The sequence below is a fragment of the Nonomuraea sp. 3-1Str genome (assembly GCF_031570565.1).
Classification (GTDB): Bacteria; Actinomycetota; Actinomycetes; order Streptosporangiales; family Streptosporangiaceae; genus Nonomuraea.
Genome location: NZ_JALHBK010000028.1, coordinates 84,046 through 96,284 on the forward strand (window position 1 = coordinate 84,046; position 12,239 = coordinate 96,284).

The 12,239-nt window shown below is 69.8% G+C and carries 11 protein-coding genes; 5 read left to right on the plus strand and 6 right to left on the minus strand.

What is annotated here, in order from left to right; all coding sequences use genetic code 11:
• Positions 1–108: 108 nt before the first annotated feature.
• Entirely contained in the window at positions 109–1,320 is a 1,212-nt protein-coding gene (locus tag MTP10_RS33300; RefSeq protein ID WP_310714567.1) for a serine hydrolase domain-containing protein, read from the minus strand.
• 72 nt (positions 1,321–1,392) lie between these two features.
• Positions 1,393–2,490 carry a serine hydrolase domain-containing protein gene (locus tag MTP10_RS33305; protein ID WP_310714568.1) on the minus strand — a complete coding sequence of 366 codons (1,098 nt, stop codon included), beginning with the start codon at positions 2,488–2,490 and terminating at the stop codon, positions 1,393–1,395.
• 118 nt (positions 2,491–2,608) lie between these two features.
• Here MTP10_RS33305 and MTP10_RS33310 point away from each other — a divergent pair, with 118 nt between their 5' ends.
• Entirely contained in the window at positions 2,609–3,265 is a 657-nt protein-coding gene (locus tag MTP10_RS33310; protein ID WP_310714569.1) for a response regulator transcription factor, read from the plus strand.
• Positions 3,262–4,509: a HAMP domain-containing sensor histidine kinase gene (locus tag MTP10_RS33315; RefSeq protein ID WP_310714570.1), complete on the plus strand. Its 1,248-nt coding sequence runs from the start codon at positions 3,262–3,264 to the stop codon at positions 4,507–4,509. Before MTP10_RS33310 ends, MTP10_RS33315 begins: the two co-directional genes overlap by 4 nt.
• Before the next feature lie 871 nt (positions 4,510–5,380).
• Here the strand turns inward: MTP10_RS33315 and MTP10_RS33320 are convergent.
• The gene (locus tag MTP10_RS33320) at positions 5,381–6,088 is read right to left on the minus strand and encodes an alpha/beta hydrolase (RefSeq protein ID WP_310714572.1); all 708 of its coding nucleotides are present in this window, start codon (positions 6,086–6,088) and stop codon (positions 5,381–5,383) included.
• Between the two features lie 81 nt (positions 6,089–6,169).
• On the opposite strand from MTP10_RS33320, the gene MTP10_RS33325 reads away from it, so the two are divergent.
• The gene (locus MTP10_RS33325; protein WP_310714573.1) at positions 6,170–7,150 is read left to right on the plus strand and encodes a YafY family protein; all 981 of its coding nucleotides are present in this window, start codon (positions 6,170–6,172) and stop codon (positions 7,148–7,150) included.
• Positions 7,151–7,288: 138 nt separating this feature from the next.
• On the opposite strand, the gene MTP10_RS33330 is transcribed toward MTP10_RS33325, so the two are convergent.
• Positions 7,289–8,014: a TetR/AcrR family transcriptional regulator C-terminal domain-containing protein gene (locus MTP10_RS33330; protein WP_310714574.1), complete on the minus strand. Its 726-nt coding sequence runs from the start codon at positions 8,012–8,014 to the stop codon at positions 7,289–7,291.
• A gap of 121 nt (positions 8,015–8,135) precedes the next feature.
• On the opposite strand from MTP10_RS33330, the gene MTP10_RS33335 reads away from it, so the two are divergent.
• Positions 8,136–8,729 carry an NAD(P)H-dependent oxidoreductase gene (locus MTP10_RS33335; protein WP_310714575.1) on the plus strand — a complete coding sequence of 198 codons (594 nt, stop codon included), beginning with the start codon at positions 8,136–8,138 and terminating at the stop codon, positions 8,727–8,729.
• 6 nt (positions 8,730–8,735) lie between these two features.
• Complete coding sequence (locus MTP10_RS33340; RefSeq protein ID WP_310714576.1) at positions 8,736–10,268, plus strand: MDR family MFS transporter; 1,533 nt, start codon at positions 8,736–8,738, stop codon at positions 10,266–10,268.
• 9 nt (positions 10,269–10,277) lie between these two features.
• On the opposite strand, the gene MTP10_RS33345 is transcribed toward MTP10_RS33340, so the two are convergent.
• Positions 10,278–10,769, minus strand: a complete 492-nt coding sequence (locus tag MTP10_RS33345) for a GerMN domain-containing protein (RefSeq protein WP_310714577.1) — start codon at positions 10,767–10,769, stop codon at positions 10,278–10,280.
• Complete coding sequence (locus MTP10_RS33350; RefSeq protein WP_310714578.1) at positions 10,766–12,235, minus strand: HAMP domain-containing sensor histidine kinase; 1,470 nt, start codon at positions 12,233–12,235, stop codon at positions 10,766–10,768. Before MTP10_RS33350 ends, MTP10_RS33345 begins: the two co-directional genes overlap by 4 nt.
• Between the last annotated feature and the right edge of the window lie 4 nt (positions 12,236–12,239).

The following is a 12,239-nucleotide window of genomic DNA, read 5'->3' on the forward strand; positions in this document are numbered from 1 at the left end:
GTCCTGCCCACGCTCTCGATTGTGCCGATCGGCCAGGTTGCCAGGCCGCCCTGCTGCGGATAGCCGACAATGTGTCGATCGGAAAGACTCAACCGCCTAGAGGCGGCGCTAACCCGTTATCAGGGTTCTGGCCTTCCTGAGTGGCTCGAAGAGGGCGAGGTCCTGGTTGGTGAGGATGACGATGGTGTAGCCCTTGGTGGGAAACATGTCCAGCTCACTCCAGTAGCCGGGGATGCCGCCGTTGTGGCCGACCACGCGCACGCCGTTGCGCAGCTCGTCGCTGAAGCCGTAGGCGTACTTGCTGTCCTTGTTCATGCCTTGCACCTTGCCCTCCATGACGATCCGGGTGAGCTTGGCATTGAGCAGCCGGTGTCCCTGCAGGGCCTGGGCGAACTTGAGCATGTCGCCCACGGTGGAGATGGCGCCACCAGCCGGCGACGCCCCGTCGGGCTGGTCGCCGAGGTCGCGTAGCTCGCCCTCCGGTGTGGTGCCGTCCATCGTCGGCATGCCGACCCACCGGCCGTTCGTGTCGAACAGTGCGTAGGGATGAGCCATGCGCTTAACCTTGACGGGCGTCCAGGGGCCGAGGAAGGTGTCGTGCATCCGCGCGGGCGTCAGGATGTGCTTGCGGACGTAGTCGGCGTAGTCCTGCTTGGCCACCTGCTCGATGATCGCGCCCAGGACGATGTAGCCGGCATTGCTGTACTGCATCTTCGTGCCCGGCTCGGACGTCAGCGGCTGCTTGACGATCTCCTTCATCAGGACGTCGACGTCGGTCTGCGCATGGTCGTTCCCGGGAACCTCGCCCATGCCCGAGGTGTGGGTGAGGAGGTGATGAACGGTTACCGTGTCGGCGATCTCGTTCGGGAACCCCTTGACGTACGTGCCGATCGTGTCCTGGAAGGAGACCTTGCCTCTCTGGACGAGCTGGGCGACGGCGACGCCGGTGATCATCTTGCCCATGGAGCCGATGCAGAATCGCGTCTGCAGCGTGTTGACCTCGTTCCCGGCCTTGTCGGCCATGCCGTAGGCGTTGTTCAGTACCGGCCGGCCGTTCTTGGCCACCAGGACCGCTCCCGAGAACTTCCCGGCAGCGGCCAGTTCCTTCAGATAGGCATGAAAGGCACGCCAATCTTCTCGTGAGGGAACAGCGGCCGCCGCCCGCGCGACCGGCCCTCCGGTGGCGGCAAGCGCCATCAGCACCGCTCCGCCGACAAAGGCCCTACGGCTGACAACCATGGAGATATTCCTTTTCAAGAGTGCATGGACAGGAGGCTGCATCACGCTGTTGCCGCCGGGGCCCCGGCTACCGGGCGCCACGTCGATGCCGTTGATCGGTTCGCGGGGTCCGGAGGCTCGTGGACGCAGGTCGCGGTGGATGGACGCCTCCGGTCATCGGCTTGGGCAGAGCACGGTTGCGGCGGCCTTGTTCATGGCGTCATTGACGGGCATGGCCTGTTGGTTGTCGATCTTCAGCGTGGTGGATACCACGAGCTGGGTCCGGCCGTCGGCGGAGGTGTAGGTCACGGCCAGGAAGCCGGGGCCGCTGCCCGCGGCCGCTGCGACCGTTCCGCCACACAGATCGGGCCGCGGCTGTCCCGCCGCCTTCTGCAGGTCCGCCGGCAGCAGCCGGCCCTGGTTGAGCGCGCGGTAGAAGGCACTGAGATCGCCGGAGGTGGAGACCACTCCTCCGGCCGCGCCGCCGAGGCTCGCGTTCTGCCGGTCGACGTCGCGCGGCCTGCCCTTGGCGTCGGGGTAGTAGCCGTGCCCGTGCGGGCCCTTGATCCCCTGAGGAGGCCTGGTGGTCACATAGGTGTGCTTCATCCCCAGAGGTACGAAAAGACGCCGCTCCAGCTCGGCGGACAGGCTGCGGCCGGTTACCTTCTCGACGATCAGGCCGAGGAGAGCGTAGTTGGTGTTGGAGTAGGCGAACCCCGCGCCCGGCTCCCCGGTGCGGGGGACCTCGCGGGATGCCTTCACCAGGTCGATCGGGGAGTAGTAGGTCGTGAAGTCGAAGGCGTCGTCGAACTTCCCCGAAGCGAAGAAGTCAGGGATGCCGGAGCTGTGGCGGAGCAGCTGCTGGACGGTGATCTCGCCGGCCCGCTCGACCAGATCCTGCTGCGCCACCTGCGGCAGAACGGCGGCCAGCGTGTCCCCCAGGCCGAGCTTGCCCTCCTGGACCAGTTGCAGGACCACCGTGGCCGTCATCAGCTTGGTCTGGGACCCCACCCGGTAACGGGAAGCCGCAGGAATGTGCCCACCCTTGCCGCCGAGCAGGCGCGTCCCCGCGCTCCCCTGCCCCTTGCGCCGGCCGTCGACGTACAGCTCGCCGATGGCCCCCACCACGCCGTCCGTCTTCGCCAGGTCCTTCATCGCCTGCTGGACGTCTCCCGGCTTGACCTCGACGGCGGCGGTGGCGGATGTGTGGAGACTCAACGCCAGCATGGCCGATGCCAACCCGGTCATGCCGGCCGCTCGTGCACGGCTCATCTCGTCATGATCCTTTCTAAGGGGATTTCGAGGTGATCACATCTACCGGCCGGCGCCTATCAGCGGGCGATCGGCGAACCATATGTGGTCCATATGTGGACGTTGCGATACTGCCCGGATGCGTGTCCTCCTGGTCGAAGACGAGCAGCCCCTCGCCGGCTACATCGAGGCCGGGCTGCGCAAGCACGGTTTCACCGTGGACCTCGCTCTCGACGGCCGCAGCGCGCTGGACAAATGCGAGCTCATCCCGTACGAGGTGGTGGTCCTGGACCGGGACCTGCCGGAGGTGCACGGCGACCAGGTCTGCCGCCGGCTCGTCCAGCGGGGCGTGTCGCGGGTGCTGATGCTGACCGCGTCCGACGCGGTGGAGGACCGGGTCGGCGGGCTGATGCTGGGCGCCGACGACTATCTCGGCAAGCCGTTCGCGTTCTCCGAGCTGGTCGCCCGCGTGCACGCCCTGGTACGGCGTAGCGCGCCGGCTCGTCCACCGGTGCTGCGCACCGGCGGGGTGAGCCTGGATCCGGCCCGGCGCAGCGCCGAGCGGGACGGCAGGCTGCTGCGCCTGACTCCCAAGGAGTTCGGCGTGCTGCAGCAACTCCTGGCCGCCGGCGGCGACGTCGTCAGCGCGGAGATGCTGCTGGAACGGGTGTGGGACGAGCACGCCGACCCGTTCACCAACGCGGTCCGGATCACCGTCGGCACCCTGCGCCGCAAGCTCGGCGACCCGCCACTGATCGAGACCATCATCGGCGCCGGCTACCGGATCAGCCCATGAGACTGACCGCCCGCGCCCGGCTCGCCATCCTGCAGACCGCCCTCGTACTGGCCGCCGGCGCCGCGCTGACCGGCCTGACCTACCTGCTGATGAAACGGCGCCCGGCGCTCGTCACCCACCTGGACCCAGCCGGCCCCGATGCGCAGGGCACCCTGCAGCTGGTGCCGCAGCCGCAGGACCTGCGCGAGCTGGCCGATCGGGTGCAGGCCGACACGCTGTCCGCGCTGCTGCCCCAGGCCGGTCTGGCGCTCGTCGTGGTGACCGCCCTGGCCGCCGTGCTCGCCTGGCTGGTGGCCGGCCGGGTGCTGCGGCCGATCCGCGTCATCTCCGCCGCCGCCCGCCGGCTGTCGGCCGAGAACCTCACCGAGCGGGTCCCGGTCACCACCCCGGCCGACGAACTGTCGGCGCTGGCGGGCACGGTCAACGACATGCTGGACCGCATCCAGTGCGGCGTCGCCGAGCGCGACCGGATCCTGGACAGCCAGCGGCTGTTCACCGCCAACGCCGCCCACGAGCTGCGCACCCCGCTGACCACCGCCCGCACCGCGATCGACGTCACCCTGGACGGAAACCCCAGCCGCAACGAGCTGCTCGCGATGGCCGGCGACGTGCGCGACGCCGTCACCCACATGCAGCGCGTCCTGAACGGGCTGCTGCTGCTGGCCCGCAGCCAGGCCGGAGCCGGCACGCGGGAGGCGGCCGATCTGGCCGCCATCACGGCAGCCGCCCTGGGCACGGCCGAGGAGCAAGCGGCAGCCGCCGGCATAGCCGTACACGCAAGGCTGCGGCCCGCACCGGTCACCGGCGAGCCCGTCCTGCTGGAACGCCTGGTCGGTAACCTGGTCGACAACGCGCTCCGCTACAACCACGCCGACGGGCACCTCATCGTCGAGACGCGCACAGCGGGCGCACGCGCCGTGCTGCGGATCTGCAACACCGGCCGCGAGATCGCGCCCGAGGAAGCCCAGACGCTGCTGGAACCGTTCGTGCACGGGCAGGGCACCCGCGTCCGCACCGACAGCCCGGGCCTGGGCCTGGGACTGTCCATCGTGCGCGCGATCACCCATGCCCACCATGGACACATCGCGATCACAGTCCGCCCAGGCGGCGGCCTCGACATCACCATCGAGCTCCCGCATCACTCACGGGCCGCAGAGCGGCCGGCACGACGACCCGCTGCGGTCACCGCACAGCCGGCGTCCGTGATGCCTGCGGCACCACCGAGGAGCCGTCCCGCTGGATGAACGCATCCGACGCCTACTGGTCACCGGTCCCGAGCTGTTGGGAATCGGCATCCATCCGCCTGCCTTCGGCGTCAAGCGGCTGTGCTGGGTGCTGAAGGTGTCTCGTTCGGGGTTCTTACCGGTGGATCAAGGCGGCGCAGGCCCGGGCGGAGCGGGCCTCGGAGTCCGCCCGGCGGCGTTTCCCGTGATCGAAGGGGTCCCCGAGTGTTCATCTAACAACCGTTAGATGAACGTCAGCCCGAGCATGTCCAGGCGAGCCCGCGACCCACGCCACATCAACCGAGAGACCGAGCGGCAGGCCACCACCATGGCCACCGCGGCCGCTTACCTCCCGCTGCTGCTCTACCGGTTCCGCACTTGCACCGGTAACCCAGCCCCGACGGCTCGCTAACGCTACTGGTTGCCGCTCAAGGGCCTGCGCATGGGTCAACGAATGAGTCGCCGACGCCGACATCGGGCAAGGCGCCTATGAACTTCGTGATCAATGAACAGTCTTCGCTCGCTGCGATCAAGATCCTTCTCAGCGCCGACGGCTGTCCGGCGGTTCCTCACCTCCGTACTTCACGGAAGGGCCATTTCCTGAAGAGAAGCGGGGCCTGGGCACGGTGTGGACCACGGCGCAGGGGCCGCTCGAGCGCGAGCTGGCACGGGTGCTCGGCGTTCCGTGCGAGGAAGTCATGCTGGCGGCCTTCATCCCGCTGGCCTTCACCATCGGCACCGACTTCAACCCGGCCCCCGTATCCCGCGCGAGGAGGTCCTGCACTGGGACCGGTGGTGAGCGGGCCTTGCCAGGCCGCCCTGACGATGCCGGTGCGGCCTGGTTCTGACATGCACAGAGCTGAACACCCGGACGGATCGTCTCGCCGGGTCGTCAGAGCAACGCGGCGAGATCCGCCGGTCGCGAGATCATCGGCCAGTGGCCGGTCGGCAGCTCGACGAAGGTCCATTCGGGTGTGCCGAGCGGGGCGAACGCCGGGTTCCCCGAAGCGATCAGCTCGCGGATCACCACCAGCGGCATCGTCGAGGCGATCATGGTCTTCGGCGTCGCCGGGATCTGCTGCGGCCGCTGAATCGACTGGGTGACCGCGCCCCACGGCTGCGGCGTCGCCTTCGCACGGATCTGCGCCCAAAGCTCCTCAGTCAGTCCTGCGAACATCCTCTCCTCCTGCTCGAAGCTGGGCACATCGAGCGCATATCCGTCCCCGACCTGAGCGCGCCAGGCCTTCTGCGTGTCCTCGTCATTGAAGTCGATCACCGCCACACCGGACGGCAGCGGCGCGGTGTCGACGTAGACCACCCGGCTGAGCCGCTCGGGATGCCGGTCGGCGACCGCGGTCACCGGGACGCTCGCCCCGCTGTGCCCGACCAGGACGACCTCCTCCCATCCCTCCATCGCCGCGAGGATGTCGAGGACATGGGTCTCCACGCCGACCTCCGGCGACAGCTCCCCAGCCCTCTCCCCCAGCCCCGTCAGGGTGACCGCCCGCACCTGGTGTCCGGCGGCGCGCAGCTGCTGCGCCACCTGGTCCCAAGCCCAGGCGCCGAGCCAGAAGCCGGGAACCAGCACGTAGTTCGCCATCTCATCGTCCTTCCAGTGAGCCGATGTCGCTACGCTAAAGCTGATAGCGGACAGAATCCGCCCGGATTAAGTGGGTGACCTGTGTCATATCCGGCGACCCGGATGCTGGCGATGCTCGAACTGCTCCAGGCGCACCACGGGATGGGCGGCCGCGACCTGGCGCAGCGGCTCGGTGTGGACGAGCGGACCGTCCGGCGCTACGCCGCCCGGCTCGCCGAACTGGGCATCCCGGTCGCCGCCGAGCGCGGCCGCTACGGCGGCTACCGGCTGATGCCCGGCTACAAGCTGCCACCGCTGATGCTCACCGACGACGAGGCGACCGCCGTGGTTCTCGGCCTGCTCGCCGGACGCCGCCTGGGCGTTGCCGCCCAGGCCACCGAAGCCGCCCTGGCCAAGATCCGGAGAGTGTTGCCGGCCACGCTGCGAGAACAGGTCGGCGCGCTGGAGGAGACCTTGGACTTCACCCTCGCCGAACGCGCGGCGCCGACGCCCGCGAGCCGGGCCGTGCTGACCCTGGCCGCCGCGATCCGCGACCGCCGCCGGGTCACACTGCGCCACCGCTCCTGGAAAGGCGCCCAGACCGAACGCGAACTGGACGGCCACGGCCTGGTCTTCCACTCCGGCCGCTGGTACGTGACCGGCCACGACCACCGCTCCGGCGAGATCCGGACCTTCCGCGTCGACCGGATCTCCTCCGTCGTCCCGGGGACTGCCTCCTATGAGATCCCCGAGGAGTCCGACCCGGTGCGGCAGGTCACCGCGTCGCTGGCCCAGGTACCGTATGCGCACACTGTCGAGGTCACTCTGCACGTTCCGCTCGCAGAGGCGTCCCGGCGCATCCCGCCGTCGGTGGCCACACTCACCGAAACCCCGGACGGAGTCCTCCTGCGGACGCGTGCCGAGTCCCTGGACGGCATGGCCGCCATGCTCGCCGGGCTCGGCTTCCCGTTCACGATCTTGTCGCCGCAGGAACTGCGCACTGCCGTCCGGCGGCTGGCCGAGAGCCTGCTGGAACAGACATGGGAACGAACACTCCCCGCGACCGGCCCGCCGGAGCGGTAGGGGTCCGGAAGCTGACCGGCTCCCGCACGTTCGCCGGTTGCGTGGCGAGGTCGAAGCCGTTGACACCGGCCGTGCCCGCGTCAGCCCTGAGCAGCGTGGACAGAATGTCCACGGCCGTGGTCCTGCCTGCCTCTGGCGTCAGATGGCCAGGGTGGCGGCGATGCCGTCGAGGACGTAGGTGAGGCCGGTTTCGAACTGCCACTGCGCGTCGTCCTTGCGGGTGGCGGTGTGCAGGTAGCGCCGGAAGGTGGGATAGCGGCCGGTCCGCATGTGCCACATCATCTCCGGGGCCAGTTCCGAACGCAGGTCGTCGCCGTCGGACCAGCCGTGCTCGTCGATGAGGTTGCGCACCGCGCTCTCGTAGTTCATGGCGCCGTGGACGTAGGCGTCCACCGCGCGGAAGATGCTCATCATCGCGTCGGCGTCCAGGCCCAGGCCGTCCAGAGCCGACAGGGCCCGCTCGGCGACGGTCATCCTGTTGGGTGTGAGCGAGAGCCTCGCCTGCGGGGACAGCTGAGCCAGCCACAGGTGCCGGAGCATCAGCTCACGGGTCCGCAGGGCCAGGGCGCGCATGGTCTCGCGCCACTCGCGGTCGACCGGGAGGTGAAGGTCGGCGTAGACGTGGTCGACCATCAGCTCCAGGAGGTCGTCCTTGCCCGAGACGTAGCGATAGGGCGCCATGGGGGCGACGCCCAGTTCGGTGGCCAGGCGGCGCATGGTGATGGCTTCCAGGCCTTCCGCGTCGGCGATCGCGACCGCGGTCGTGGCGATGCGCTGCGGGGAGAGCGTCTGACGCTGAGGAGGGGTGGGGCGTTCCAGGCGTTCCCAGAGTGATAGGCGCGGTTTGTCGTTCTCGGTTGGCATGGCGTGCGGCTTCCCTCCGGCTCGTCCCAGATACAACGTATCAAAAGTAGACAACGTACACATTGCTGTGTACGTTGTATCTCATTCCGATACGCCGTACACACAAGAAGGAAGACCGCTCATGAACGACGACCGCCTGAAGATCGCAGTCATCCTCGGCAGCACCCGCGACGGCCGTTTCGGCACCCGAGTGGCCAGCTGGGTCCTCGACCACATCGCGCAGCGCGACGACATGACCGCCGACCTCGTCGATCTCGTCGAGACCCCGCTGCCCACCGTTCTCCCCGTGCTCGGACAGCCCCCGGCCTCGCAGGAGGCCAAGGACCTGCTCGCAGCCGTATCACCGCGGCTGGCTGCGGCCGACGCCTTCGTCATCGTCACCCCGGAGTACAACCACAGCTTCCCGGCGGCCCTGAAGAACGCCATCGACTGGCACACCAGGGAATGGCACGCCAAGCCGGTCGCCTTCGTGTCCTACGGCGCCTTCTCCGCCGGATCGCGCGCGGTCGAGCAGCTGCGCCTGGTGCTGGCCGAACTGCACGCGGTCACCATCCGCGACAGCGTCGGCTTCCAGCGCGCCTGGGAGCAGTTCGACGGGGACGGCAAGGCCGTCGACCCCGCCGCCGGCGCCGCGGCCAAGGTCATGCTCGACCAGCTCGCCTGGTGGGCGCACGCCCTGCGCGAGGCCAAGGCCGTCCGCCCCTACGCCGCCTGAACCGCGATGAACGACCGTTTGCCGTATCTCGCGGTGTTCGGCCTGCTGCTCGGCATGTTCCTGGCCATGCTGGACGGCCTGATCGTCGGCACCGCGCTCCCCACGATCGTGGGCGACCTCGGCGGCCTGAACCACCTGCCGTGGGTGGTGACCGCGTACATGCTCGCCGGCGCGGCCACCACCCCGATCTGGGGCAAACTCGGCGACCTGTACGGCCGCAAGGCCAGCTTCATCACCGCGATCGCGCTCTTCATGGCCGGCTCCGTGCTGTCAGGCGTGTCCCAGGACATGAGCCAGCTCATCGCCTTCCGCGCCGTCCAGGGCCTGGGCGCGGGCGGGCTGATGGTCGGCGCGCTGGCCATCATCGGCGTGCTCGTACCACCACGCCACAGCGGCCGCCTGCAGTCGATGATCGGCGTCATCATGCCGATCGCCTACATCGGTGGCCCGCTCGTCGGCGGCCTGCTCACCGACTACCTGAGCTGGCGCTGGACCTTCTACGTCAACCTGCCGCTCGGCGCCGTCGCCCTCCTGATCATCACCACCCGCATCCACCTGCCACCCGTCGAACGCGTCAAAGTCCGCATCGACTACGGCGGAGCGGCCCTGCTCACCACCGCCATCGTGGCCCTGACTCTGCTGGCGAGCTGGGGCGGGACCACCTACTCCTGGTCCTCACCTCAGGTTCTGGCCCTGACCGCCGTCGCCGTTCTCGCCCTGGCCGGATTCGTGGCCGTCGAACGGCGCGCCGCCGAACCGATCATCCCGCCACGCCTGTTCCAGGACCGCAACTTCACGCTCGTCCAGGTCCTCAGTTTCCTTGTCGGCGCGATCATGCTCAGCGTGACGAACTACCTGCCGCAGTACATGCAGTTCGTCCAGGGATTCTCGCCGGCGGCCAGCGGCATGCTGCTGCTGCCGCTGATGTTCGGCATGCTCGGCGCGCAGCTGGTCACCGGCCGTCTCATCAGCGCCAACGGCCGCTACCGCGTCCATCCCATCCTCGGCGGCGCACTGATGATCGCGGGCGCTCTGCTCCTGCTGCTGCTCGACATCGCCACCCCGGCGGCGGCGGCCTCCGCGCTCGGCCTGGTCATCGGCACCGGGATGGGCCTGGTGATGCAGAGTACGACGCTGGTCACCATGAACAGTGCCGATCCGCGGGACATGGGCGCCGCCAGCGGGACGGTCACCCTGCTGCGCACCATCGGCGGTTCCCTCGGCATCGCATTGCTGGGCAGTGTGTACGCGGGCCGCATGCGGGCCGACCTCAGTACGCACCTCGGTCCGGCGGCGGCCGACCGGCTGGCCACAGGCGGCGAACTCACGCCCGAACTGCTGCCCGGCCTGCCCGCTCGGACAGCCGACGCCGTGCGAGAGGCCGTCACCAGCGGCTTGCAGGGCATCCTCATCGGCGCGGCCGTTCTCGCGCTGATCGCTTTCGCGGCGTCCTGGCTCATCCGCGAGGTCCCGCTCCGCGACCACACCCCATCATCGGGCGCCCCCGAACCCGACGCCCACGCCGCCGTGACGGGGTGAGCAGAAGAGTCACCCCGGGCAGCTCCGGGGGCCGACGCGCTGCCCGGCACCGACGACGGTGACCTGGGCACGGGTTTCCGGCGCCTTGGCGGCGGCCGTGCACACGATCTGCTCGACGGCCAGTGTGGACAGTTCGTCGGCCGCAGTGGACAGGGTGACCACCAAATGGCCGGCGGACTCGGCGGTCACCGAGAACGGGCCGGCTTCGGGCGGGACGTCGGTGGTCAGTCCGTTCGCCTGTTCCTGCGCGGACGGTCCGGCCGCCAGCAGCGCGAGCGTGTCCGCTGGGAACATCGGTCGACGGGTGAGCCGCGTCACCGCGTGGAGCCGGCCGTTCTCGACCAGGTAGAGGGTGGTCATCGTGGCTGGTGCTGGTTCGACGGCTCCGCTCGGCGGGTCACCGACGGAGATGGCGTCGCTGGGCCGCACACCGCAGCCGGCCGTGGCGACGAGCGATACGAGTCCCGCGGCGAGCATGCGGCCGGCGAGCCCGGTCCTCACTCGGGGCCTCCGTCCGGGTCGGGTGACCGGCGTGGCAGGCGGAGCGTGAAGACGGCGCCGCCGTCCGGGGCGTTGGTGACGGTGAGGTCGCCTCGGTGCAGGCGCGCGTTCTCCCGTGCGATGGCCAGGCCGAGGCCGCTGCCCTCGGACCTGGTCCTGGCCGCGCTGGCCTTGTAGAACCGGTCGAACACGTGCGGCAGCACCGCTCCCTCCAGCCCCGGCCCGTGGTCGCGGACCTCAAGGGCGATCCAGTGCGGGTCGGCCGAAAGCCGTACCGACACCGGAGGCTCGCCGTGTCGCAGGGCGTTGCCGACCAGGTTCGCGAGGATGACGTCCACTCGGCGCGGGTCCAGCCGTGCCGTCACCGCGGGTGGAAGCTCGGCGTCCACCAGCTCCGACCAGCCCCGGACACGCAGGGTCGCGGGCACCAGCTCGGCCACGTCGACCTCGTTCAGCGCGAGGGCCGCCACGCCGGAGTCGAACCTGCTGATCTCGATGAGGTCGTTCACCAGCCCGGTGAGGTTGAGCGTCTCCTGGCCGACCAGCCTGGCGGCGCGGCCGGCGGGCTCGGGGAGCCGGGCCGCCTCCTCATCGAGGACGTCGGCGACCGCGGTCAGCGCGGCCAGCGGGGTGCGCAGCTCGTGGGACACGTCGGCCACGAACCGGCGGGCGTCGGCCTCCATCTCGCGCAGCTGCTCGACGTGCCGTTCCAGCTCCGCGGCGGTGTTGTTGAACGTGTGTGCCACATCGGCCAGCTCATCGGAGCCGCTGACCGCGATCCTGGTCCGCAGCTCGCCCTCGCCCAGCAGGCGTGCCGCCCGGCCGAGCTCGCGCACCGGGCGGAGCACGCCACGGGTGGCCAGCAACGCGAGGACGACCGCGAACGCCAGGGCCGCCCCGCCGGTGAGCCAGGCGGATGTGGCGAGCCGGTCGATGCTGAGCTGCTCGGGAAGCAGGCTGCGCGCGGTGTAGACCTCGATGCCGGACATCCGCGTCGTCCGGTCGCGCTCGACGATCAGCAACGGCGTACCGATGATCAGGTGGGGCTCGCCCCGCCACACCACGCGTTGCCACGCGATGTCGCCGCCGGCCACCACCCGCCGCAAGTCCTCGGGAATCAGCCCGGGGTCCAGGACCGGCACGTTGGGCGGCTTCCAGAGCCCCGGCGGCGACATGACCGGCGAGTGCGCCCCGTGGTAGATGGCAACCGCGGAGCTGTACTGGTCGGTCACCGCACGGGCGATCTCGTCGAGCTCGTCCGGGCCCGGCGCCGGACTCCGCAACGGGAAGACCGCCTCCAGGCGGCTTCTCATCGCCTCCACCGCGGCATCCTGGGCCCGCTGCAGGATGTCGATGCGGGCTTGGACGTACATCCCGCCGGCCACCGCCGTCGCGGTGACCACACACAGCAGTGCGAAGGCGAACAACAGCCGGGCACGCAGCCCCGGGCGCGGTCGAGGTGCCACCGGC

What these genes read in the sequence shown, in the direction of transcription:
- MTP10_RS33335 (WP_310714575.1), top strand. Translation starts at nt 8,136, where the DNA reads ATGAACGACGACCGCCTGAAGATCGCAGTCATCCTCGGCAGCACCCGC.
- MTP10_RS33305 (WP_310714568.1), bottom strand. Translation starts at nt 2,490, where the DNA reads ATGAGCCGTGCACGAGCGGCCGGCATGACCGGGTTGGCATCGGCCATG.
- MTP10_RS33320 (WP_310714572.1), bottom strand. Translation starts at nt 6,088, where the DNA reads ATGGCGAACTACGTGCTGGTTCCCGGCTTCTGGCTCGGCGCCTGGGCT.
- MTP10_RS33340 (WP_310714576.1), top strand. Translation starts at nt 8,736, where the DNA reads ATGAACGACCGTTTGCCGTATCTCGCGGTGTTCGGCCTGCTGCTCGGC.
- MTP10_RS33310 (WP_310714569.1), top strand. Translation starts at nt 2,609, where the DNA reads ATGCGTGTCCTCCTGGTCGAAGACGAGCAGCCCCTCGCCGGCTACATC.
- MTP10_RS33315 (WP_310714570.1), top strand. Translation starts at nt 3,262, where the DNA reads ATGAGACTGACCGCCCGCGCCCGGCTCGCCATCCTGCAGACCGCCCTC.
- MTP10_RS33330 (WP_310714574.1), bottom strand. Translation starts at nt 8,014, where the DNA reads ATGCCAACCGAGAACGACAAACCGCGCCTATCACTCTGGGAACGCCTG.